This is a genomic window from Mycobacterium paraterrae (genome assembly GCF_022430545.2).
GTDB lineage: Bacteria > Actinomycetota > Actinomycetes > Mycobacteriales > Mycobacteriaceae > Mycobacterium > Mycobacterium paraterrae.
Window position 1 is genome coordinate 1,129,955 of sequence record NZ_CP092488.2, and the last position, 23,709, is coordinate 1,153,663.

Below are 23,709 nucleotides of genomic sequence, written 5' to 3' on the forward strand. Positions count from 1 at the left end.
GGCACTTTAAGGAAGTCAGCGCCGCAACTACGGCGGTTTCCCGGTCATCGGACATGACAATCGCCGAGGTTTGTGCCCGCTCATCGGGAACGCCAGCGGACAACAGTTGCACTGCGGTAAACCATCGGTAGGCCTACACACCGAAGGACGACATCATGAGCGAACGTGTACTCGACCGAGTGATGGACTTGGCCGACCAACTGCGTGACCAAGCCGCTGAGGCAGAACAGATCGGACGGCTCACCGACGGTACCGTCAAGATGATGAAATCGGCCGGACTGATCCGGCTGCTACAGCCCAAGCAATATCAAGGATTCGAAGTTCATCCGCGCGAATTCGCCGAAACCGTCATGGCGACCGCGGCTCTCGATCCCGCCGCCGGGTGGATTGTCGGTGTGGTCGGTGTGCACCCGTATCAGTTGGCCTACGCAGATCCCAAAGTGGCCGCCGAAGTGTGGGCCGACGACGTCGACACCTGGATGGCCTCGCCCTACGCCCCCCAGGGGGTAGCGCGGCCCGTCGACGGGGGTTACATCTTCAACGGCCGCTGGCAGTTCAGTTCCGGCACCGACCACTGCGACTGGATCATCCTGGGCGCAATGCTCGGCGACGACGCGGGCGTGCCGCTCATGCCGCCACAGATGCTGCACATGGTCCTGCCGCGCAGGGACTATCACATCGTCGACGATTCATGGAACGTGGTGGGGCTTCGAGGAACCGGCTCCAAGGACGTCATCGTCAAGGACGCGTTCGTCCCGTCGTATCGGACGATGGACGCCACCAAGGTGATGGATGGCAGCGCGCAACGCGAAGCGGGTATGACCGAGCCGCTCTATTTGATGCCGTGGTCGACGATGTTCCCGCTGGGTATTTCGGCGGCGACCATCGGGATTGCCGAGGGTGCACTGGCCGCGCATCTGGACTATCAGCGGGAGCGTATCGGTGCCACGGGGACAGCAATCAAGGACGATCCCTATGTCATGCACGCCATCGGCGAAGCAGCGGCCGACATCAATGCTGCACGCCAGGAATTGCTGGCCAACGCCGACAGGGTTTACGGCATGGTCGCTGCCGGCAGAGAGGTTTCATTCGCCGACCGCGCCGCCGGGCGCCGTACGCAGATCCGCGCTGTGTGGCGCGCGGTGTCGGCAGTCGACGAGATTTTTGCCCGCTCAGGAGGCAATGCGGCCCGGATGGACAAGCCGCTGCAACGCTATTGGCGCGACGTACACGTCGGCCAGCTGCACGCCATCCACGTCCCCGGCACCGCGTACCACGCGTCAGCGCTGAGTTCACTGGGCATCGATCCGCCGGATGGCCCGCTGCGGGCCTTGATTTAGGGAACCCGGTCGATGAGCAACTTGAAAAGTCTTGGCTACATCGCGATTTCGACAAACGACATCGATCGCTGGCGGCAGTTCGCCTTTGGCGTGCTGGGCTTCGCGGAAGGCAAGGGACCCGACTCCTCGGCGCTGTATCTTCGGATGGACGAGCGCGCCGCCCGACTGATCGTGGTGCCGGGCGAAACCGACCGGGTGCTCACGGTGGGCTGGGAAGTGCGCGACCACCCGGCATTGGAGCGGGTCAAAGCCGCCCTCGACGGTGCCGGCGTGGCGTTCAAGCAGCTGTCCACCGACGACGCCGAGGCGCGCCAGGTGGAAGAGGTCATCACGTTCGAGGACCCGGCCGGCACCACACTCGAGGTGTTCCACGGCGCTGTTCTCGACCACAGTCCGGTCGTCACGCCGTTCGGGGCGAAATTCGTGACCGGCGATCAAGGAATGGGACACGTCGTCGTACCGGCCACCGACCCCAACGGGTTATTCGACTTCTACACCGAAGTGCTGGGGTTCCGCTCCCGCGGCGCGTTCCGCGTGCCCCTACCGAAAGAGTTCGGCCCCGTGCGGGTCCGTTTCCTTGGAATCAACGAACGACACCACAGCTTGGCGATTGTGCCCGCCGCACACCAGCGCGACCCCCGGCTGGTCCACATCATGGTCGAAGTCGACAGCCTCGACGCGGTGGGTCAAGCGCTGGACCGCGTAAACGCCGAGGGCTTTCAGCTGTCGAGCACCCTGGGACGTCACACCAACGACAAGATGGTGTCCTTTTACGTCCGCGCACCGGGTGACTGGGACATCGAGTTCGGCACCGAAGGCATACGTGTCGACGAAAACCATTACACCGCAGAGGAAATTACCGCGGACAGCTATTGGGGCCACCAGTGGATCGGTGAGATGCCCGCGGCAATGCGAATGTGAAGCGTGTGCTGTTGACTGCCACGAGACCTCGTGTGCCAGAGACAAAGGGAGCGTGACGAGTTGCCCGGCTTCGAGCGACAAGACGAAGACGCATTGGGCAGTTGCGCGCGTTGTCGCTCTGAGGCGGGCAGACCTCACGCCTTAACGCCCGGTGACCGAAGTGAAGGAAGGAATTCGACGGCGGATGACAGGCATTGACGTCACACCCCTACCGGCCGCCTCGATCACCTCCTGGGACGACGAGGCCGACGTCGTCATCGCGGGCTACGGCGTTGCCGGCGCCGCCGCCGCGGTCGAAGCGGCACGGTCCGGCGCCGATGTGCTGGTGCTGGAACGCACCGCTTCCTGGGGTGGGGCCGCGGCGATGGCCGGTGGATTCATTTATCTCGGCGGTGGGACGGCGTTGCAGAAGGCTTGCGGCTTCGACGATTCCATCGAGAACATGGCGGCGTTCCTTAATGTCGCGATGGGCCCCGGTGCCGACCAGAAGCGAATTGCCGACTACTGCGCAGGCAGCGTCGCGCACTTCGACTGGCTCGTCGAGTCCGGGGTGCCGTTCAAGGCGGAGTTCTTCTCCCAGCCCGGTTGGGAACCAATGGGTGACCAGGGCCTGATGTACAGCGGCGGCGAAAACGCCTACCCGTTCAACACCATTGCCACCCCCGTACCGCGCGGGCATGTGCCACAAATGCAGAACAAGAAGCAGGGTGAAGCAAGCGCGGGCTTCATGTTGATGAAGCCCTTGGTGGAAGCCGCGACGGCGGCGGGTGCGCGGGCGCTTTACGACGTACGGGTGCAGCGCCTGATCGTCGAATCCGACGGCCGAGTAGTCGGTATCCGCGCCCGGAAGTACGGCAACGACGTGGCGATTCGTGCGCGCCGAGCCGTGGTGCTGGCGACGGGCAGCTTTGCCTACAACGACGCGATGGTGGCCCAATTCGCACCACGGATCGCAGGGCGCCCGGCCGCATCAATCGAGCAACATGACGGTCAAGCGATCAAGATGGCCCAGGCGCTTGGCGCCGATTTGGCGCACATGGACGCCACCGAGGTAGCGATCTTCGTCGATCCGCAACAACTGGTCCGCGGAATTCTCGTCAACGCGCGCGGGCAGCGGTACGTCGCTGAGGACACCTATCCGGGCCGGATCGGACAGTTGACGCTGTACCACCAGGACAACACCGCCTACCTGATCATCGACGGCGATGCCCAAGAGGAAGCAATGAACTCGCTGTCACCCAAGTTGATGCTGCGGCCACCAACCTGGGTCGCCGAAACCGTGACCGATTTGGAACGCGATATCGGTCTGCCACCCGAATCCCTGACGGCAACTGTCGCCGCGTACAACTCGGGCGCCACACGCGGGGAGGACCCGCTGCTGCACAAGAAACCCGAGTGGGTCAAGCCGATTGGCACGCCGCTCGGAGCCATCGACCTACGGGAGAGCACCGGTGGCTTCACTCTTGGCGGTCTGGCGACGACGCTGGACGCTGAGGTTCTACATGTGAGCGGGCAACCCATTCCCGGGCTGTTCGCTGCCGGCCGGTCGACTGCTGGGCTGGCCGCATGGGGTTACGCGAGCGGCATCTCGCTTGGTGACGGTAGCTTCTATGGTCGCCGCGCAGGTAGGTCGGCGGCAAGGGCTTGACCTGCGCTGATCTAGTTCCGCGAGTGAAATCCGATTGTGCTCCACGGCATATTGGGCGTGCTTAGTGACAGTCGACACATCGGTGGTGTATTACTAATAGTCATATGCCGCTCAGGAAGCTAGATGTGGAGAAGCCGATGCTCGAGACCACCCAAGACGTCCCAGCCGTCGAAGCAGCAACCCCCACCGCTGTGATTGACCGGATCTCACTGGTTCTCGATGCATTCGAGGGGCCCGGCCGGTTGACGCTGGCCCAGATCGTCCGTCGCACAGGCCTGCCACGTTCGTCGGCGCACCGCATGCTCGAGCGTCTGGTCCAGCTGCGCTGGTTACGCCGAAGCGGTCGCGATTACGAGCTAGGGATGCGGCTGGTGGAACTCGGCTCGCTGGCGGTGCATCAGGATCGCTTGGTGCGCGGCGCGGGTCCGCTGCTGGCCGAACTGCACCGCGCCACCGGGCTCGTCGTTCACCTGGCAGTCCTGGATGGACCCGACGTCGTCTACCTCGAGAAGGTGGGCGATCGGATGTATAGCTCGCTGCCATCCCGCGTCGGCGCTCGGCAACCTGCGCACTGTACCGCCGTTGGCAAAGCCATCCTGGCCTACACCGACGATGACACCACTGTGGATCTGCGGGCCCGGAAGACGAGATACTCGATTGCCACCACCTCCCACCTCGCGGCCGAACTGGTCAAGGTACGGGCCCATGGTGTGGCGTTCGAACGGGAGGAGTCGCTGGCCGGATTCGGCTGTGTTGCAGCGCCGATCGGGAGCCCCGGTGAGGCCGTCGCCGCCGTTTCGGTTTGCGGCCCGATGAACCGGATGATGTTCGACCAGCGGTTGGTGGCGCCGGTCAGGATGACGGCGATGGCGATCTGGCGCAACGTTGAGGACGGCCCTCAGCGAGTGGCGCCGACACTGCAGCCGCTGCGGCCATTGCGTCCCTCCTTGCAGTACGCGTGACCCTCGATCCCCAAATCGCCCCGCTGATCGAGGCGCTGGACGGAGGTTTCCCGCCGGTACACACCATGACTGGCGCGCAGGCGAGGGCCACCATTCGCGAGCGCTTCGTACCGACGGCCAACCCTGAATCCGTGGCCCACATCGTCGACGACACCATCCCGGGCCCCGGTGGCGACATCCCGGTCCGCATGTACCGCCCTGCCGGCGACGGGTTACCGCTTCTGGTGTACGCCCACGGCGGTGGTTTCGTATTCTGCGACCTCGACAGCCACGACGGGCTGTGCCGCAGTATCGCCAATCATGTTCCCGCCGTCGTGATTTCGGTCGACTACCGGCTGGCGCCGGAGAATCCCTGGCCCGATGCAGCCGAAGACGTCTATGCGGTCGCCAAATGGACAGCGGAGAACGCGGAAGCGCTCGGCGGTGATGCAGACCGTGTCGCGGTGGGTGGTGACAGCGCGGGCGGCAACCTGGCCGCGGTCACCGCGGTGATGGCGCGCGACCGCGGCGGACCCTTGCTCGCGGCACAGTTGCTGATCTACCCCGTGGTTGCCGCCGACTTCGACACCGAGTCATATCGCTTGTTCGGCAAGGGTTTCTACAATCCGAAACCGGCCCTGCAGTGGTACTGGGACCAGTATGTGCCCGCGCGTGCCGATCGGGAACATCCATACGCTTCTCCCCTGCGCGCCGACCTGGGCGGACTTCCGCCCGCGGTCATCGTCACCGCCGGTCACGATCCATTGCGCGACGAGGGCAACGCGTACGGAGACGCGCTGGAGGCTGCAGGTGTGGCCACGGTGCGATGCCCCTTCGAGGGCGGCATCCACGGATTCATGACGATGCCGATGCTCGACCTCGCGCACGAAGCGCGAAGGCAGGCATGCTTGGGACTGGCCCAACTGCTTCGTTGAAAGGTCGAACCATGGCCGACGGTCAGATATTCGTGATTGACCGAGTCATCACGAAGCGTGGATGCGCAAGGACATTCGTCGACGCATACCTCGCCGAATACGCGCCAGGCGCCCGTGCGCGCGGTATGACTTTGCGTGACGTCCTCGTCAGCCCTCCGATCTGGTCGGAAGACCTGGTCAACACCGTCATCATCAGTTGGACGCTGCCCAGCGCGCAGGCATGGTGGGAGATGACCTGGAAGGGTCGGCCTGATTCCGCTGTGGGCGAATGGTGGTCGCGGATCAGCGAATTGATCGTCGAGCGGTCAAGGACTTTCGCCGGCGCCGCCGACGACGTCGATCGGCTTTGCGATGTATAGCGTCATTCGGCTCATCGAAGTCGCGGAGCGAGAGCGGGAACGCGTGCTGGCAACAGTGCGTTCAGCGGCGGAAGCGATCCACGTAAGTCACCGGCTCATCGAGCCGACGCTGCCGGGGTCGCGCAACGGCGGCGACGTACTGGTTCACCTGCGGTTCGATTCTCGAAGCCAATGGCACTCCGCCGCGGATGAATTCGATACCGCGTTGACAGATCCCGGAATCACCAGGATTAACGGCGCGACTTACCCGGGTTCCCCCACGCGCAAAGACAATACATCGGGCACCGTCTACCGCGTGCTGCTGCTGCGGGTGTCGCCCGGCACAGACGCCAATCGGCTCGCACGTTTCGAAACCGAATTGTCTTCAATGCCCGACTACATCCCGGCCATCAGAGCGTGGCAACTGAGCCGCGTCGACGATGCGATCGGGACGTCACCGTGGACACACGTATTCGAGCAGGAATTCCGCGACCTCGACGGACTGATGGGCCCCTACCTGATGCATCCGATCCACTGGGCAGTAGTGGATCGATGGTTCGACCCGGAATGTCCCGACGTGATCGTGCGAGACCGGGTATGCCACAGCTTCTGTCGTTGCGACGCCGCGTTGCCGACTAGCTGATGAAGCTGGAGCTACAGCCTCTCCACCTTTCGCGCTACAGGCCGGCAACCAAGATGTTGGGGTTGGCGGACGCTGGCGGCTCCAGCGGCGGCAGGACAGACCTACCGTCGAGGCTGTGCACGGGCAGGTGTTGCGACCAGGGGTAGTGCAGACTGAAGGCGACCAAGCCGGTGCGCTGCGCGGCCGGCAGATGACACATCGCGAGCACGGTCTCGGCCAGGTACTCGACGGGTTCGGTGTAGAAGGACTCCGGGATCAACTGCGTCGCACCAGGTGTGCGGATCGCCGTCGAGGGGCCGACACAGTTCACGGCGATGTTGGCGTCGAGCAACTCCGCGGCTACGCCCTGGGTGAAGCGGTGCAGCGCAGCCTTGCATGACGCATAGACAACGTCACCGGAGGTTTTGTTGTAGGGACGGTACGGCCGCACCGGGGCCACACCGGTGACCGATCCGATGTTGACGATCCAGCCGCCGCCTTGCTTACGCATCTGCGGCACTGCGGCTTTGGTCAACACGAACGGCGTACGTAAATAGTGTTCAATGGTTCGGTCGAACGTTTCCAGGGACATGTCCTCGATCACCGAGTAGTCGGCGAAACCGGCGTTATTGACCAGGATGTCGATCCGGCCGGTCCGATCCAGCACCGCGTCGACCAGACCGTCGCGCGCTGCGCCGTCCTCGATGTCGGCGGCGAGTCCGAACGCCGACCCGCCGACGTCCTGGATCAGGGCGATGGTCTCGTCGATGGTCCCCGGTATCGCCGATGTGATCCCGCCGCGGGCGGACTGCGACGGCTGGTAGGCGCGCGCCGTGACCGCGACGGTCGCACCCTCCGCGGCAAGGCGCTGAGCGATCGCGCGTCCAATGCCGCGGCTGCTGCCAGTAACCAAAGCTGTTTTGCCGCAGAGTAATTGGCTCATCGCAATATGAAGTCATCTTCGATCGGTGCGCGATGCTGATGCCAGACGTCGACCAGCCGGTACGGTGTCGCCACCACCACCCGCCCCGATCCTGACCGGTAATAGGTGTGCGCATTGGGCGTGTGACACCACACAGTCCGGCTCATCGCCTGGTCGATGTCGGCGACATAGTCGTCATAAGCCCGTTGTGTGACTTCCATTGTCGTGGCGCCGCGCAACGCCATCAATTGCAGGCATTCGATGATGTAATGCGCGAGCACCTCCATCGAGAAGTTCGCGCCGGCCCCGTGGCCGGGGCTGTAGTTCGGCGCCGACATGGTGAACAGGTTGGGAAAGCCGGGAACGGTGCCGCCGCGGTAAGCGCGCGGGCTGTCGCCCCATTCATCGATCATTTTCTTGCCGTCACGGCCGCGGATGTCGATTGTCGACAGAAAGTCCAGGTGGTACCCGGTGGCGTAGATGATCACGTCCAGGTCGATCTGCCGGCCGTCTTGTGTGACAATGCCTTTCGCGTTAGCCTCGGCAGGCTCGCCGGCTTCCACGTCGACGTGATCGCGCGTCAGCGCCGCGTAATACCCGCCCGGATCGCGGATGATCCGCTTTCCGTACGGCGCGAAGTCCGGCGTGACCTTCTTGGCTAGTTCCGTGTCTTTTCCGAAAGTCTGCTCGATGTACTCCTGGCACATCTTGAGCAGCACATCGTTGGCCGCCGAGATAGACAGGTGGTCCTTGGCCCACTCCGGATCCTGAAGGATAACCGGATAGTTGTTATCGGCAGTACCCCAATAGGATTTCAGCCGGTTCCAATTCGCGTAGTAGGGCAGATGGCGCCCGAGATAGCGTCTGTGCGCGGGCACCTCGTCGGTGAGCCGCTTGCGTGGCGCCACCCAGTGCGGCTGACGTTGAAATACCGTCAGGTGATCCACCTGATCGACACACGCGTCGACGATCTGGACCGCCGTGCAGCCGGCACCGATGATCGCCACCTTCTTGCCGGTGAGGTCTATTGAGGAATCCCAATGCGCCGAGTGAATGCTCCTGCCCGCAAACGTTTCCCGTCCCCGAACATCGGGCCAGCGCGGGCGGTTGAGGTAGCCGGCCGCGGTGACGACGACGCTGGCGTAGCTGACGTCGCGAGTGCCGTCGGCGTCGACGAAGTGGATCTGCCACTGGTTGCGATCGGCGTCCCACCACAACGCCTCGACCTCGGTGCCGAAGCGGGTCCGCTCACGCAGCTTGTACTTGTCGGCCAGCGCCATCAGGTAACGCTGGTACTCCGCACCCTGCGGGTAGTAATTGCTCCAGTCGGGGTTGATTTCCCACGACAGCGAGTAGTACGCCGACGGTGTGTCGACGCCGATGCCCGGATAGGTTGTGGTCAGCCAAGTTCCACCGACTTCTTCGTTGCGATCGAAGAGTTCGTAGGACACTCCTTCATTTGCGGCCGCCAGCGCCACGCTCATTCCCGCGATCCCCGCACCGATGATGGCGATCTTCGTCGTCTCTGGGATCGGCGCCGTCCGCGGCAGCGTCGGCCGTGAGCGGTGAAAGCCGCCCTGCTCCAACAGCAAGTCCACCTGCTCGTCGTCGATCTCGGAACCTAGCGCGACCGGCAGTAACCGGGCAAAGAACTCTCGGTCGTCGGCGGCCACCGCGTCGGCGGACCGGGGCTGATGCAGCGCCTCGATGACCGCGTGCACCAGGGCGTCGGCGGTATCCGCGTCGGTGACGCCGGCGCGCTCGGGCGGGTCAGGAATATGGGAGATTTTGGGCGCATACGTCTCGAGCACCGATGGGTCCCCGGTCAGCTGCGCGAGCACCGCCACCAGCACGCCCGGGTCAGCCTGCCGCAAGTTGTCCCGCAGCTCGCCGGGGTCAACGGCGGCGGGGCCAGTCGGCGTCGTCGATTCTCTGGCGGCGGCGGTCATGCCCTCGAGTATGGAAGCCTGCCGTGGCGGCGCGCGGCCTGCTGTCTACTGAGCGGGACATGATTAAGTCCCCGGTGACATCCCTCGCCTACCCTCTGGTTCGCGGACCGAGTGCGGTCGGTCGAGTCGCGCCCACCCCAGTCCGATGTTCCACTGACTGGGCATCCGCAGTCCTCTCGGAGCCGCACCGAGGTTGACTCACTCCATGAGTCATGACATCACGTTGCCAGAGCTACAAGAGTTCATCGCGGGCTTCTGGTATCACTACGACGAAGCGCACTACGACGAGCTGGCGGCAAGCTACGCCAAGGACGCGCATTACCTGACGCGAAGCGATTCCGGAGCCAGCCCGTTCGAGGACTTGATGTCGCCGGAACTGCACGGGCGTGACGCGGTGATGGAATGGCTGTCCGAGCATCGTAAACAGAGCCCATACCCGTTGCGCCACCACGCCACAAACGTGCATCGCACCGGAACCGAGGGGGACGTCACCCGAGCGCGTTTCTACATCTTCGTCAATCAAATCGCCAACTTCGTCCCGTTCGCGGTGTCCAGCGGCGTCGTCAACGTCGGCGTTCGGCGCGAACCCGCCGGGTTGTTGTTCACCGAGATGGATGTCGTCCTCGACGCCACCAACTCGGTCCTGCTGTCGGAGCTCGGCGCCGACAGCGTCGCTGGTTCGTGAGCGCACGCGAAACATTCTCTGGCGGCGTCGCCGTGATCACCGGTGCTGGCGCCGGGATCGGCGCGGGCCTGGCGCGGTATGCCAGCAGTCTGGGCATGACCGTCGTCTTGGCGGACATCGACGCTATTGCGATCGCCGCGTTGCGCGATGAACTTTGTGCCGCGGGTGGCACGGCGGTAGACAGCGTGTGCGATGTGCGCGACCCGGAAGCCCTGGGAGAACTCGCCGATCGCGTCTACCGTGACGTCGGGCGGGTTCGGCTGCTGGTGAACAACGCCGGCGTCGAGCAGTTCGGCTACCTGTGGGACACGCCGATCGACAACTGGCGGCGCGTCGTCGAGATCAATATCAGCGGAGTCTTTTTCGGCGTCCGGGCATTTCTGCCGAAGATGATGGCCACTGACGAACAGGCCTGGGTGTGGAACCTGTCGTCAGTCGGGGGCGTGGTGGCAATTCCGCTGCAGGCGCCCTACATCATGAGCAAACACGCCGTGCTCGCGTTGACCGAATGCTTGCATCTCGATGTTCAATCGGCCGGCCACGACCACCACATCCACGTGCAGGCCGTGTTGCCCGGCGCGGTGTTGTCGAACATCTTCGAGTCGGCGGGCGGCGTCGACTCGAACGCCGGCGACGTCGCTGCCGCCGAAGCGCAGCGCTTAGCGATGCTCGACATCAAGGCGGCGGCCATGGATCCGCTGGCGGCCGCCGAGACGGTGTTCGAGCAGGCCGTCGAGGGCCGTTTCTATTTGCTCACCCAGCAGTCCGTCGCGTCGGCGATGGCGGATCGCGCGAATGTGCTTGCCGCACAGCGTTCTCCGGCACTGAAATGATGCCACAACTTGATCCCGACGCCGCCGCGCGGGTGGCGGCGTTCGGACCGGTGCCGCCGATGCGCGAACGCGGGCTGGCTGCAGTGCGCGCAGCGGTCGAATCCGCGCCGCTGCACGACGAGATGCCCGCGATGGCCAGCATCGAGGACGGGGCCATACCCCGGCCCGGCGGATCGATTCCTATCCGAATCTACCGGCCCACAGGCGATTCCGGTCAGCCTGCGCTGGTCTACTTTCATGGCGGCGGACTCGTCATGGGTTCCAATCATTCTTTCGAGCCGCTGGCCCGCGAGCTCGCGTCGTCGTCTTGTGCTGTCGTCGTGGCCGTCGACTATCGGTTGGCACCTGAGGCGCCACCGCCCGCGCAATTTGACGACGCGTACGCCGCCACCGAGTGGGTAGCGCAACACGCAGACAACCTCGGCGTGGACGCCGCCCGGGTTGCGGTGGTCGGCGACAGCGCGGGCGGTTCGCTGGCAGCCGCGGTCGCGCTGGCCGCACGTGACCGCCAAGGCCCGGCAATCTTTGCACAGGTGCTGTTGTATCCGGGCTTGGATCGCGACATGACCGCACCTTCGGTCGTCGCGCTTCCTCGTGCCCCGCTGCTGGTCCGCGACGACATCGACTTCATGCATGCCCTCGCCGACGGCGATGCCGGCCCGCCCCGAGATCCGTACCTCGTTCCTGCCTACGCCTCCGACCTGTCCGGTTTACCGCCGGCGATCGTGGTCACGGCGGCGTGCGATCCGATCCAGGACTGGGGTGAGCGCTACGCGGCCAGGCTGCGCGACGCCGGCGTGCAGACCACCACAACCCGGTATCCCGGTATGTACCACGGCTTTCTCATGCGCTGTGACGCAACCCAGCGCGGACAGTTGGCCATCGCGGAGATCGGTGCGCTGCTGCAGGCGAAGTTTGCGAACCCCGTCCGATTCGATGTCCCGATCACCGGACATGACAGCGCCGCGACGCGGTGACATCACCCACAATCACGCCAATCCAGTATTGGCAGAAGGAGAGAGCTGATGCTCACTGACGAGCGACGGATGAAGCTTTCTGATGTATTACGGCCGGCGGCACCGCCCCGCGAAATCGACAACGTCTACACCGATGACCAACGCGAGCGCCTGCTCGATGTTGTGCGCACCGAGGGTCCGTGGAAGTTGATCATCGCGCAACACTTCGCGTCGGCCGACGAACTGATGGCAACGATGAGCGGTGCCTTCCCCGAAGGCTTCGAGCCGTCACTGGACCTGTTTCTGACGCCGACCTTTCGCGGCTACCTGGCCAATTACGGCGCGGTGCTCCATCCGCAACTGCACGACTGTTTCTACAACCCACAGTTTCTCGACATGGCGAAAAACTATTGGAATGCCGAGTACGCCAAGCCTCAGCTGATGCTGTTCAATATCAACGGCCCATGTGCGAATCGCGATCCGGGACACCTGGATTCGCCAAGCTTCCGCGGGGTGCGATACGAGAATGCGCCGACTTGGCTCACCAGCGTGATGGGTAAATCCGGCCTGTTTCAGGAGTACCTGATCAAGATGGCCCAGGTGATCACCTGGTTCTCGCTGGACCACGGCAGCGGATTCACCTTTTGGCCCGACGGTCCGCTGCGAGCACCTAGCCGTGTGCTGCCGCCGATCAACAACCGGGGCGTGGTGGTGCAAAACGAGATGATGGTGCACCGCGGCGAAGCGAACGGCCCACTCGAGCAACAGATTCCACCAGATTTGGCGTTTGACACCGTGTTCACCGGCGATCCCGACGACCGCGACTATTGGCTGCTGAAGAACGGCGACAAGTCGATCGCGCGACACCACACCGACGAGTTGCGGTTCTTGGTGCACTGGTCGGCAGAGGTGTTCTCCGACTACGACGAGCTGAAGAAGAATATGGAAGGCTCCCATGACCTGACCATCGAGCAGGCGATCGACACCATGGTCAAAGACGTCAATGCTCAAGGCATCAAGCTGGCCATGCCGGAAGACCCGCTGCATGACCCGGAATTCATCCGCACCCTCAACGCGGCCTACGACTTGGGTGGTCCGTCGATCTATCCGCAGGATGCGCCGATCAGCGCCTTCCAACTGGCGTGACCTCGATGAGCAGCCTCCAGCGTTATACCGGTCGTCGCGTCCTGATCACCGGCGCGGGCTCCGGTATCGGGCAGGCGAGCGTTCTGCGGATCCTCGAAGAAGGCGGCCACGTCGTCGCCGCAGACATCAGCCAGGCGGGGCTGAAAGACACCGTCGCCGAGGCTGAGCCTCACATCGATCGACTCAGCACTCTGATCATGGATGTCGCCGACGAAGACTCCGTGAAAACCGCTGTTGCTCAAGCAGTTATGACGCTTGGCGGCCTGGACACTTTGGTCAACGCGGCAGGAATCCTACGATCGGCTCATTTCGAGGAAACCACGGCGGATGACTTCGAACGCATACTTCGAGTCAATCTCGTCGGTACCTTCCTGGTCACGCGCGAAGCGATCCGCGAATTGCGCAAAGGCAACCGACCTGCGGTGGTGAACTTTACTTCGACGTCAGCCCAGTTTGCCCACCCATACATGTGTGGCTACGCCGCTTCCAAAGGCGGAATCCTGTCGATGACCCACGCGCTGGCGCTGGAGTTCGCCAAGGAGGGCATTCGGTTCAACTGTGTGCAGCCTGGATCGATATCATCCGGAATGACCGATGGGACAGGCCAATCCAAACAAAGTGTCGGCGCCGGCCTGCCCGCTGACGCCGACTATTCGTTATTCGCCAAGGTACAGCCCATGCTCCCGTTGGACGGCGGCGCACAGTTCGCCCCACCGGATTCCGTCGCTTCTGCTGTGGCGATGCTCGGCTCAGGTGACGCCTATTTCATTACGGGCACTGAGCTTCGCATCGACGGCGGCACACACATGTAAACCGCAGTCAACGAGCCAATTCGTCGATAATCGGCAGAGTGCCGCTTTCGACGGCTGTGTCGATCGAGTCGCGTAGGTCAGAACACGCCAGGAACACCCCCTGCAACTGAGGGGCAAGTGCTGCAGTCTGGTGCCGCTGCAAACACGTCGCCGTCGCTTCAGCGTTCCATTGAATACTGGTTTGTTGCCAACTGCTCTTGCGGACCAGCACCCGGACACCGCAGCGCTGGCAACTCACCGGCAGCAGCGGCGCCTCTTGCAAACGGTTGTCGCTGCAACTGGTCATGCTGGCGAGGTTTGCCCGATCCCGGCGGCAATGTTCTCCTCGACCTGTTGCTGCCAGGCCTCCCGGGGTTTGGTGACGTCGATCTCGTACTCGAACCTGTCCACCATGTCAGCCGCTACGTCCGCGACGTCGACGTAGAACTGCTGATACCAACGCCGTAGCTGATACACCGGGCCGTCCTCTTCGCACAACAGCGGATTATCGATGCGCGCCTTCGTTTTCCAGATCTCGACATCCTGCTCGAAACCGACCTTCACCCAATCACCCAGCGCGATAGCGGTCTGCACCGCCGCTTCCTCCGACAAGTGCTCAGACTTCTTGACGATGATTCCGTATTGCAGCACAAACGAATTCGCGTCAATCGGGTAGTGGCAATTCAGCAGTACAGTCCGTTGATCCTCATGCTCGAAGTGATAGGTCAGATCATCAATCATGAACGATGGACCGAAGTATGATGCAGCCGAGGTAGTGCCTAGCATTTTCGGCTGACCGTCAGGGTTCGGTATGTCACCGCGCGGACCGCTATTCATGTATTGAGTTGCAACCTGACCTTCAAAGATATTTTTGAAATATGTCGGCATTGAACCGTGGATGTAGAAGAAATGCGCCATGTCGACGACGTTGTCGATGATTTCGCGGCAGTTCGACTTGACAACCGTGGTGTACCAATGCCAGTCAGTCCATTCCAGGCTGCCTGCGCCTTCGATCCGCGGAATGGTCGCCTCCGGCGGCGGCGGATTGCCTTCCGGATCGTTCCACACGAACAACATTCCGTCTTGCTCCAGCGTGGTCCATTTCGCGGTGCGGGCCAGTTTGGGCACCCGCTTGCTATAGGGCACACGCTTGCACCGGCCGTCACCGCCCCAGCGCCAATCGTGAAACGGGCAGGCGATTTCGTTGCCCTTGACGTGGCCGCGGGTGAGGTCTCCACCCATGTGCCGGCAGTACCCGTCGAGCGCGTTGATGTTGCCGTCGCCGCCCCGGAAGACCACCAGCTTCTGACCGAACGCATGAACTGCGTGCGGCTCGCCGTCTCCGAACTCGTCGATAAGGCCCAAGCAGTGCCAACCACGTGCATACCGGGACGGCGCCGCAGCTGCTTCGATCCGACGGACCTCGTCGGCATTCAGCTCCAACGTCATGCTGTTGTTGTACAACCGCGTGTCCGCTCGTGACACGGACCGTCCCGCTGGCAGGGAGAAAGCACTCGCAAAAGCGGAACGGCGGCCTAACGTCGTGGCTGTGACGACTGCTTTATCAGCCACGATTCCAGCCGGTATGCCGTTGCGGGACACGGTGGTCGACCTCCTCGTCGTGGGCTCGGGCACAGGAATGGCAGCGGCGCTTGCCGCCCACGAGCGCGGATTGACGGTAATGATCGCGGAGAAGTCGTCCTACGTCGGTGGCTCGACCGCGCGATCCGGCGGCGCGCTGTGGCTTCCGGCCAGCCCGATGCTCGCCGACAAGAATGCCGGCGACAGCCTGCGGCGCGCCGAAACCTACCTGCAGTCCGTGGTTGCCGGCACCGCACCAGACGAACGATCCTCCGCCTATCTGCGGAATGTGAACTCCATGATCGGCATGCTGCAGCGCACCACGCCGATTCGTCTCAGTTGGGCCAAGGACTATTCCGACTACCACCCGGAGGAGCCGGGCGGAACCGCCAGCGGGCGCACCTGTGAATGTCGTCCGCTGAATTCCGCAATCCTGCGGGAGTACCGGACCCGCCTGCGACCGGGTGTCATGGAGGCCAACGTCCCGATGCCCACCACCACCGCCGACTATCGGTGGATGAACCTGATGGCACGAGTTCCTCGCAAAGGCGTGCCCACCGTTGCCAAGCGCCTGGCCCAAGGAGTCGGTGGCCTGCTGATCGGACGACGTTACGTCGCGGGCGGGCAGGCTCTGGCCGCAGGACTGTTCGCCGGTGTTGTCCGCGCGGGAATCCCCATCTGGACCAGCACCGAGCTGCAGCGGCTGACCGTCGACGACGGGCGAGTCACGGGCGCAGTCGTCGTCCATGACGGACGCGAGATCGCGGTCACCGCGAGGCGCGGCGTGGTGTTGGCGGCCGGCGGGTTCGACCACAGCATGGCGATGCGGTGGAAGTTTCAGTCCGAATCCCTTGGCGAGCACCTGAGCCTAGGGGCCGACAGCAACACCGGTGACGCAATCCATGCCGGTCAAGATGTCGGTGCCGCAACCGATCTGATGGACCAGGCATGGTGGTTTCCAGCCGTGGCACCGTTGCCCGGAGGTACACCGTCGGTGATGCTGGCTGAACGATCACTTCCTGGTTCGCTGATCATCGACCAAGACGGCACCCGATTCATCAACGAGGCCACCGATTACATGTCGTTCGGGCAGTGCCTGCTGGCGCGGGAGCGCTCGGGCAATCCGGTGGAGTCGATGTGGATCGTCTTCGATCAGCAGTACCGCAACAGCTACGTCTTCGGTGGCGCGCTGTTCCCGCGCATGCCGATTCCACAGTCGTGGTATGAAGCCGGGATCGCCCATCGCTCGGATGATCTGGCTGAACTTGCCGAGATGATGGGTATTCCCGCAAAGACGTTCAGCTCGACCATGACGCGGTTCAACGAGATGTCGCGAACCGGAAATGACCCCGACTTCCACCGCGGCGACAGCGCCTATGACCGCTACTACGGGGATCCGACCATCGGCCCCAACCCCAACCTCCGTGCCCTCGAACGGGGGCCGTTTTATGCGGTGAAAATGACACTGAGCGACCTCGGGACCTGCGGCGGTCTGCGCGCCGATGACCGCGCTCGCGTTCTGCGCGAAGACGGCAGTGCGATCGAAGGCCTGTACGCGATCGGCAACACCGCGGCCAACGCGTTCGGAGCGACGTACCCCGGCGCCGGCGCGACGATCGCGCAGGGACTGGTGTACGGCTACATCGCCGCGCTCGACGCCGCGTCGAGCTGATTACGACATGACGGTCGAAAGGGAACTGGCGCAACTCACGTCGCTGTATGGGCCGCTGACCGATTCGCTGCGCCGACTCATCGACCTGAGCATCCGAACCGAAGCAGACCCCGCGACGGTCACCGCGGCGAAGGCCAAGATCGACAGTGCCGCCGACGATCTCAGCACCTCGGTGTCACCGGGATCATTCGGCGTCCGGCAGTCCGGCGACCACCAGCCGAAGACATGGGGCAACGTCCTGATCGGATTGCGCAACCCCATCGCCCCTCCCCTGGTTGTTCAGCACGGCAACGACGGCCAGGCATGGGCCGAGCTCACCCTTGGCGCGGCTTACGAAGGCCCCGCAGGACATGTGCACGGCGGGGTATGCGCCCTGATCCTCGACCACGTCCTCGCTGCGACCGCCCACCAACCCGGCAGGCCCGCCGTCACCGGCACCCTCTGCGTCCGCTACCTGCGAGGCACTCCGCTTGGCTCGCTGCACGCAGAGGCGCGCATCGAACGAGTAGAGGGCACAAAGACATTCGCCGTCGGACATATTGCCGACGCAAAGGGCATCACCGTACAAGCTGAAGGCGTGTTCATCTACCCCCGGGACGGGGCACCGTGACCTCGGACCGGCCGCTGGTGGCCGGGAATCAACGACGCCGTCGGCGTCAGTTCGTATCCTCCGCGTCCGCCCGCCGTTCGACCTCGTACCAGTAGTCGGTAGACGGCCACGCAACCTTTTGACCGTCCACCTTGCCGGCTTGTTCAAAATCAGCCTGCGCCTCGTCGAGATCTTTGATCATTTTCAGCGCAAGCTCCCGTTCTGACGCGTAATAACGTTCTGCCCACTGAAGTGCGACCCGGCCGTAGGCCCAGCTGGGTTCGAGCGCTGCCCATCGTGCATCTCTTGCCGCTTGCTGATGGACCTTGTCCACCTCGCTGACGTAATCCTGCAGAATCTGTCGGAGCCGAGTGGGGTTGGTCAGATGTCCCAACGTCACCCGCAGCACCGCCGGATGTTTGATGGAAGGCAACTCGACAGGTTCCTCATCGGCCCAACGCCGCACCGCATCAAAACCGGCCTCGGTGATCCTGTAGACCCTGCGGCTGCGCGTCTCTCCGCTGTTCTCGACGCGTGATTCGACCAGTCCCAGCTTCTCGAGCTTCTTCAGCTCGGTGTAGATCTGGCTGTACGCCGGACTGCCGTAAAAGAACCGCATGCTCCAGCTGATCCACTTGCGGATGTCGTAGCCCGTCAGTTCCTGCTCGTATGAAAGGACGCCCAACAACGCCCAACTGGTGGCGGCGAGATTGGGTTTGTCCTGCTCATTCATCCCGCAAGGCTACCTTGGGGCAGGTGGGCTACCTGTGCGTCTGCCGCTGACCGGGACAGCGCGCGACCCGGGCCAGACCCTATGGCCTGAACTCAGCCGCGGGCAGGCGCGAGCCGCTTGAGTGCCAACCCGCCTTCGAACGGCCGGTAGCCGAACGCCGCCGGGGCGCGATAGCCGGTGTCCTCGAGCGGCTTGTGCACCTCGTCGACCGTCGGGCCGATCTTGGCGGCCACCGGCGTGAGTGCTTCGATGTCGAACCGGTACAGCCGAGCAGCGTTGTCGCCCAGGATCTTCCGGCATTCGTCCGTCGACCTGTCGTGCAGGGCCCACCGGATGGCCAGCTTCGAGTGCGGCGTGAAGCCCTCCTCGTGGGGGTAGTCGCTGCCCCACATGATGTGCTCGGCGCCCATGAAGTCGATCATTCCCGAGTCGAACGGTGCCAATTCGCTTGCCAGATAACAGTTCCGCTGCGCGTATTCGCTTGGCGTCAGGGTCAGCTCGTCGACCGACGATCCGCCGAACATGCCGTAGGTGCGGTTGCCCGCCTCGGACTTCATCGTCGGCACCATCGCATCGAGGATTGCGAGTGTTCCAGGCACCCACATCGTGCCCTGCTCGGTAGGCACGAACCGTAGTCCCGGGTAGCGCTCGAAGACGCCGGCCAGGATCAGGTGTCCGAGGGTCCGGTTGGCCCACATTGCCATCTCAGTGACCAGCACCGCATTCGACGCGGGTTGATCCATCGGCATTTCTGGACTGCCGGCACCCGCGTGCTGAACCACGGTCAGGTCGAGTTCTTCACACAGTGCCCATAACGGGTCGTACCTCGTATGGAACAGCGGCGCGACATTAGGGTCCCCCGGGGACACCGGCGGGACCAGCACTCCACCGAAGCACCCTTGCTCTGCGCCCCAACGGATTTCGTCGAGCGCGTGATCGATGTCATTGGGAAAGATTTGGATCAGACCGCGGCGCCGGGTTGGCGCCAACGAGCAGAAATCGATTTGCCAGCGGTTGTGCGCTTGCACTCCGGCCCAACGCTTTTCGAATTCGTCGCGGGTCCGTGGCAGGCTGATGGTGATGTTCGGGGTAGTGGGGAAGAACGACGGGACGGTGTTGGGCAGCAGCACCTCCGCGGCCACCCCGTCGGCGTCCATGTCCGCGATCCGCAGGTCGCTGTCCCAGTTCCGGTTGGCCGTCGCGATGATGAGGTCGTCGAATGGGCTGACGTAGGTCTTGGCCCAGGCGTCGAAGTCGTCGTGCAGGGCCGCAGGCAGGTACGGCTTGTAGTCGCCGATGTCGGCACCGGCGTGGGTGTCCGTCGAAATGACGACGTAGCGATCTATGGTGTCCCGAGTTGTAGGCATCGCGTCCTCCGGCGTTGTCGCAGTACGAGGCTAGCGTTCCGGATTAACGAACCGCTGCAAGATCGCCATCTCGTTGAGCGGACCTGTGATCACACGACTCCACGCAGGCCGTCGGCGCCGAACGCCGGCTCCAGCATCGCGGTGAAGTCCGGGCCGCGGCGCAGCAGATGCCCGCCGTCGACGTTGATGACCTGCCCGGTGACCCAACTGGCGGCGTCGCTGAGCAGGAACATGGCCATGTTGGCGATGTCTTCGGCCTCGCCGACTCGCGGCAACGGCGTGCACGCCGCGTAGTCCTGCGACAGTTCGGGCGAGTCGGTGATCGGCGCAACCATGTCGGTGCGGATCAGACCCGGACGGATGCTGTTGACCCGAACCCAGGACGGTCCGAGTTCGTCGGCGGCCAACTGCATCAGGTGGTCCAGCCCGGCCTTGGTGACGCCGTAGGCACCGAACCAGCGGTGGGTGTTGCTCGACGCGATCGACGAGATGCCGACGAACGATCCGCCCCCGCCGCGCACCATTTCCCGGGCGCAGTGCTTGAGCACGTACATCGTGCCGTTGATGTTGAGGTCGACGGTACGACGCCAGGCGTCGGAGTCCATCTGGGTGATCGGGCCGATGGTCAATGAGCCACCGGCGCAGTGCACCGCCCCGTTGAGTCGGCCGTGCCATGCCGTCGCCGCTTCGACCGCGTGGGCGACCTCGTCCTCGTCGGTGACGTCGGCGGGCTCGAAACGGATCGCGCCACCGTCGGCCGCGACCGGGTCGAGCTCCTCGACCGCCGCCGCGAGCCGGTCTGCGTTGCGGCCGACGATCATCACCGAGGCTCCGGATGCGACCAGACCGGCCGCCACGCCTTTGCCGATCCCGCTGCCGCCGCCGGTGACCAAATACGTCCGGCCTTCGAATGACAGCTGCATCGCGACCCCTTCGTCCCGAAACTGAAACAGGTTCTAGTTATAGAACCACACGCACGCCTCGCGACAGCCTCGAACCGGAAGCCTTGGTCGTGACCCTGGGCCGGACCGCAGCCCTGGCTGCTGTCTCGCGACCGAAGCGACTAGGGGGTGTCCTTGCGAGCGATTTTCGTCGGCTTCGCGTTGCGCCAATCCTCGACGTCGGGCGGCAGGCCGATCGGATAACGGTTTTCGTTGTGCGCGGCCCAGTGCGCGTGGCCCAGCTCGTGGATGTGGAATGCGTGTCGTAATGCTTCGGTGAATCCCATCGCATCGGAGGCGGCGTTCACCGAGTCCTTGATCAACAGCGCTGCCATAGTCGGCCGTTCCGCGATCCGGCGGGCGAACTCCACAGTCTTGTCCGCGAGTTCGTCGGCGGGGAACACCTTCGAAACCATGCCCAGCCGGTAGGCCTCATCGGCGTCCAGCGAATCACCGGTCAGCAGAAGCTCTTTGGCTTTTCGCGGGCCGAATTCCCAAGGGTGTGCATAGTATTCCACGCCGGGCATGCCCATTCGAACACCGACCACGTCGCTGAACTTGGCGTTGTCGGCCGCGACGATCAGGTCACACGCCCAGACCAGCATCAGGCCGGCCGAGATCGCATTGCCCTGCACCTGGGCGATGGTGATCTTGCGCAGATCGCGCCACCGACAGGTGTTCTGGAAGAAGTAGTGCCACTCCTGCAGGTAGGTCTTCTCCGCGACTGGTTCACGGGTGCCGCCGTTGATTCGGAAGCTCGGCAATTGCGCGTCCCCGGGGGCGCGTTCGGCCAGCGCCAACTCCGAGCCCAGGTCGTGGCCGGCCGAGAAGTTTTTCCCGCGCGCTGCCAGGATCACCACCCGGACCGCGTCGTCGGCCTCGGCGCGTAGGAAAGCGTCGTCGAGTTCGACTAGTAAGCCGCGGCTCTGCGCATTGTGCGCCTCGGGCCGGTTCAACCAGATCCGCGCGATGCGGCCCTCGTCGAGGGTTTCGTAAGTCACCAACTCGTCGGACTCTGACATCGGCCACCTCATTCGCACACGGTCGGGAAGTTACACATTACGACCATCCCGTAACGCCCTGCCCCGGGGGTCGCGGCGCCCCATGCGGCTGATCACGCACTTCGCCTACAGTTATGACATGCCCGCGAAATCTGACACTCCCGAAATCGAAGATGTCGAGCCGTTGGCCGACGACACGGCCAGCCAGGCCAGGCGCGTGGTAGCGGCCTACGCGAACGACGCCGACGAGTGCCGTGTGTTCCTTTCGATGCTCGGCATTGGACCCTCGAAGATCGAGGTGTAAGTGCCCCCCGCAGGAAGCCCGGCTGTAGCCAGCCCCGCTTCCGGTGCGTCCGACTTCGTCGTGGTCGCCAACCGGCTGCCGATCGACATGGAACGTTTGCCCGACGGCACCACGACGTGGAAACGCAGCCCGGGCGGCTTGGTCACCGCGCTGGAGCCGTTGCTGCGACGCCGTAGCGGCGCCTGGATCGGCTGGCCCGGAGTTGTCGACGACGACGTGGACACCGTCGATGAGCCGATTGTCGAGGACGACCTCACCCTGCACCCGGTGCGGCTGTCGGCCGACGACGTCGAAAAGTATTACGAAGGCTTCTCCAATGCCTCGCTGTGGCCGCTGTATCACGACGTCATCGTCAAGCCGATCTACCACCGGGAATGGTGGGACCGCTACGTCGACGTCAATCGTCGGTTCGCCGAAGCGGCCGCTCGCGCCGCCGCCCAGGACGCAATCGTCTGGGTCCAGGACTACCAACTGCAGCTGGTCCCGAAGATGCTGCGCGAGCTCCGACCCGATCTGACCATCGGTTTCTTCCTGCACATTCCGTTCCCACCGGTCGAGCTGTTCATGCAGATGCCGTGGCGAACCGAGATCGTCCAGGGCCTGCTAGGCGCCGACCTGGTCGGTTTCCACCTTGCCGGCGGCGCGCAGAACTTCCTCATCCTGGCCCGGCGCCTGCTCGGCGCGAGCACCTCACGCGGTTCGGTCGGTGTACGTTCCCGCTTCGGCGAGGTGCAGCTCGAGGACCGCGTCGTTCGGGTCGGCGCGTTTCCGATCTCGATCGACTCGGCCGAACTCGACCACAAGGGCCGCGACCGGGGTATCCGGCGGAGGGCGAAGGAGATCCGCGCCGAAATCGGCAATCCGCGCAACATCCTGCTCGGCGTCGACAGATTGGACTACACCAAGGGCATCGACGTCCGGCTCACGGCGCTTTCCGAGCTGCTCGCCGAAGGCCGCGTCAAGGGCGAGGACACGGTGCTGATCCAACTCGCCACACCAAGCCGCGAACGAGTGGAGAGCTACCAGAAGCTGCGAGAAGACATCGAGCGGCAGGTCGGCCACATCAACGGCGAATACAGCGAGGTGGGGCGTCCGGTGGTGCATTACTTGCACCGCCCAGTGCCCCGCGACGAGTTGATTTCATTCTTCGTCGCCAGCGACGTCATGCTGGTGACCCCGCTGCGCGACGGGATGAACCTGGTCGCGAAGGAATATGTCGCGTGTCGCAGCGACCTCGGCGGTGCTCTCGTGCTGAGCGAATTCACCGGTGCCGCAGCCGAACTCACCCAGGCTTACCTGGTCAACCCGCACGACATCGAGGGCGTCAAGGACGCGATCGAGGCGGCGATCAACCAGCCCGACGACGAGGGGCGCCGCCGGATGCGCGCGCTGCGGCGCCAAGTGCTGGCCCACGACGTCGACCGGTGGGCCCGCTCGTTTCTCGACGTACTCGCCGACCGCAGCTCGACAAACGGTTGATTCCCCGGTGCGGCC

Annotated in this window: 24 protein-coding genes; 16 read left to right on the top strand and 8 right to left on the bottom strand. The window is 63.9% G+C overall.

The genetic code is table 11. The features are described 5' to 3' along the window. Positions 1–155: 155 nt before the first annotated feature. The 7 genes from MKK62_RS05345 to MKK62_RS05375 all read left to right on the top strand — a co-directional run bounded on the left by MKK62_RS05345 (position 156) and on the right by MKK62_RS05375 (position 6,766). Complete coding sequence (locus MKK62_RS05345) at positions 156–1,340, top strand: acyl-CoA dehydrogenase family protein (protein ID WP_240262035.1); 1,185 nt, start codon at positions 156–158, stop codon at positions 1,338–1,340. Positions 1,341–1,352: 12 nt separating this feature from the next. Beyond that, positions 1,353–2,261, top strand: a complete 909-nt coding sequence (bphC, locus tag MKK62_RS05350) for a biphenyl-2,3-diol 1,2-dioxygenase (RefSeq protein WP_240262034.1) — start codon at positions 1,353–1,355, stop codon at positions 2,259–2,261. A gap of 184 nt (positions 2,262–2,445) precedes the next feature. Further along, positions 2,446–3,909: an FAD-dependent oxidoreductase gene (locus tag MKK62_RS05355; protein WP_240262033.1), complete on the top strand. Its 1,464-nt coding sequence runs from the start codon at positions 2,446–2,448 to the stop codon at positions 3,907–3,909. A gap of 137 nt (positions 3,910–4,046) precedes the next feature. After that, positions 4,047–4,871, top strand: a complete 825-nt coding sequence (locus MKK62_RS05360; RefSeq protein ID WP_240262032.1) for an IclR family transcriptional regulator — start codon at positions 4,047–4,049, stop codon at positions 4,869–4,871. Beyond that, complete coding sequence (gene lipP1 / locus MKK62_RS05365; RefSeq protein WP_240262031.1) at positions 4,868–5,785, top strand: LipP1 family hormone-sensitive lipase; 918 nt, start codon at positions 4,868–4,870, stop codon at positions 5,783–5,785. The genes MKK62_RS05360 and lipP1 overlap by 4 nt, the downstream gene beginning before the upstream one ends. Positions 5,786–5,796: 11 nt before the next feature. Beyond that, entirely contained in the window at positions 5,797–6,144 is a 348-nt protein-coding gene (locus tag MKK62_RS05370) for a hypothetical protein (RefSeq protein ID WP_240262030.1), read from the top strand. Beyond that, entirely contained in the window at positions 6,137–6,766 is a 630-nt protein-coding gene (locus MKK62_RS05375) for a Dabb family protein (protein WP_240262029.1), read from the top strand. The genes MKK62_RS05370 and MKK62_RS05375 overlap by 8 nt, the downstream gene beginning before the upstream one ends. A gap of 34 nt (positions 6,767–6,800) precedes the next feature. On the opposite strand, the gene MKK62_RS05380 is transcribed toward MKK62_RS05375, so the two are convergent. Both MKK62_RS05380 and MKK62_RS05385 read right to left on the bottom strand, forming a co-directional pair. Next, positions 6,801–7,688: an SDR family NAD(P)-dependent oxidoreductase gene (locus MKK62_RS05380; RefSeq protein WP_240262028.1), complete on the bottom strand. Its 888-nt coding sequence runs from the start codon at positions 7,686–7,688 to the stop codon at positions 6,801–6,803. Continuing rightward, positions 7,685–9,616, bottom strand: coding sequence for a flavin-containing monooxygenase (locus MKK62_RS05385; protein ID WP_240262027.1), 1,932 nt, complete (start codon positions 9,614–9,616; stop codon positions 7,685–7,687). The genes MKK62_RS05380 and MKK62_RS05385 overlap by 4 nt, the downstream gene beginning before the upstream one ends. A 205-nt stretch (positions 9,617–9,821) precedes the next feature. Here MKK62_RS05385 and MKK62_RS05390 point away from each other — a divergent pair, with 205 nt between their 5' ends. Genes MKK62_RS05390 through MKK62_RS05410 form a run of 5 tightly spaced genes read left to right on the top strand, consistent with a single transcriptional unit; the run spans position 9,822 to position 14,048 of the window. Next, entirely contained in the window at positions 9,822–10,301 is a 480-nt protein-coding gene (locus MKK62_RS05390; protein ID WP_240262026.1) for a nuclear transport factor 2 family protein, read from the top strand. Next, positions 10,298–11,134 carry an SDR family NAD(P)-dependent oxidoreductase gene (locus MKK62_RS05395; protein ID WP_240262025.1) on the top strand — a complete coding sequence of 279 codons (837 nt, stop codon included), beginning with the start codon at positions 10,298–10,300 and terminating at the stop codon, positions 11,132–11,134. Before MKK62_RS05390 ends, MKK62_RS05395 begins: the two co-directional genes overlap by 4 nt. Continuing rightward, on the top strand, positions 11,131–12,111 hold the full coding sequence (locus MKK62_RS05400; RefSeq protein WP_240262024.1) for an alpha/beta hydrolase: 981 nt from the start codon (positions 11,131–11,133) through the stop codon (positions 12,109–12,111). Before MKK62_RS05395 ends, MKK62_RS05400 begins: the two co-directional genes overlap by 4 nt. A gap of 48 nt (positions 12,112–12,159) precedes the next feature. Next, positions 12,160–13,236, top strand: coding sequence for a hypothetical protein (locus MKK62_RS05405; RefSeq protein WP_240262023.1), 1,077 nt, complete (start codon positions 12,160–12,162; stop codon positions 13,234–13,236). Positions 13,237–13,241: 5 nt separating this feature from the next. Further along, positions 13,242–14,048, top strand: a complete 807-nt coding sequence (locus MKK62_RS05410) for an SDR family NAD(P)-dependent oxidoreductase (protein ID WP_240262022.1) — start codon at positions 13,242–13,244, stop codon at positions 14,046–14,048. A gap of 7 nt (positions 14,049–14,055) precedes the next feature. Here MKK62_RS05410 and MKK62_RS05415 read toward each other — a convergent pair whose 3' ends face one another. Beyond that, the gene (locus MKK62_RS05415; protein WP_240262021.1) at positions 14,056–14,334 is read right to left on the bottom strand and encodes a ferredoxin; all 279 of its coding nucleotides are present in this window, start codon (positions 14,332–14,334) and stop codon (positions 14,056–14,058) included. Beyond that, a complete protein-coding gene (locus MKK62_RS05420; protein WP_240263812.1) occupies positions 14,331–15,476 on the bottom strand; it encodes a 3-ketosteroid-9-alpha-monooxygenase, oxygenase component in 1,146 nt (381 codons plus the stop codon). Before MKK62_RS05420 ends, MKK62_RS05415 begins: the two co-directional genes overlap by 4 nt. A 136-nt stretch (positions 15,477–15,612) precedes the next feature. On the opposite strand from MKK62_RS05420, the gene MKK62_RS05425 reads away from it, so the two are divergent. Both MKK62_RS05425 and MKK62_RS05430 read left to right on the top strand, forming a co-directional pair. Then, positions 15,613–17,280 carry a 3-ketosteroid-delta-1-dehydrogenase gene (locus MKK62_RS05425; protein ID WP_240262020.1) on the top strand — a complete coding sequence of 556 codons (1,668 nt, stop codon included), beginning with the start codon at positions 15,613–15,615 and terminating at the stop codon, positions 17,278–17,280. Positions 17,281–17,287: 7 nt separating this feature from the next. Beyond that, positions 17,288–17,890 carry a PaaI family thioesterase gene (locus tag MKK62_RS05430; RefSeq protein ID WP_240262019.1) on the top strand — a complete coding sequence of 201 codons (603 nt, stop codon included), beginning with the start codon at positions 17,288–17,290 and terminating at the stop codon, positions 17,888–17,890. Between the two features lie 46 nt (positions 17,891–17,936). Here MKK62_RS05430 and MKK62_RS05435 read toward each other — a convergent pair whose 3' ends face one another. The 4 genes from MKK62_RS05435 to MKK62_RS05450 form a co-directional block, all read right to left on the bottom strand. After that, positions 17,937–18,602 (bottom strand): PadR family transcriptional regulator, encoded by a 666-nt coding sequence (locus tag MKK62_RS05435; protein WP_240262018.1) that lies wholly within the window; start codon positions 18,600–18,602, stop codon positions 17,937–17,939. A 92-nt stretch (positions 18,603–18,694) separates the two neighbouring features. Beyond that, positions 18,695–19,969, bottom strand: coding sequence for an amidohydrolase family protein (locus MKK62_RS05440; RefSeq protein ID WP_240262017.1), 1,275 nt, complete (start codon positions 19,967–19,969; stop codon positions 18,695–18,697). 89 nt (positions 19,970–20,058) lie between these two features. Continuing rightward, complete coding sequence (locus MKK62_RS05445) at positions 20,059–20,892, bottom strand: SDR family oxidoreductase (protein WP_240262016.1); 834 nt, start codon at positions 20,890–20,892, stop codon at positions 20,059–20,061. Between the two features lie 140 nt (positions 20,893–21,032). Then, positions 21,033–21,932: an enoyl-CoA hydratase gene (locus MKK62_RS05450; RefSeq protein WP_240262015.1), complete on the bottom strand. Its 900-nt coding sequence runs from the start codon at positions 21,930–21,932 to the stop codon at positions 21,033–21,035. Positions 21,933–22,050: 118 nt separating this feature from the next. Here MKK62_RS05450 and MKK62_RS05455 point away from each other — a divergent pair, with 118 nt between their 5' ends. Next, positions 22,051–22,215, top strand: a complete 165-nt coding sequence (locus MKK62_RS05455) for a hypothetical protein (protein WP_240262014.1) — start codon at positions 22,051–22,053, stop codon at positions 22,213–22,215. Continuing rightward, positions 22,216–23,694, top strand: a complete 1,479-nt coding sequence (locus MKK62_RS05460; RefSeq protein ID WP_240262013.1) for an alpha,alpha-trehalose-phosphate synthase (UDP-forming) — start codon at positions 22,216–22,218, stop codon at positions 23,692–23,694. The last annotated feature ends 15 nt before the right edge of the window (positions 23,695–23,709 follow it).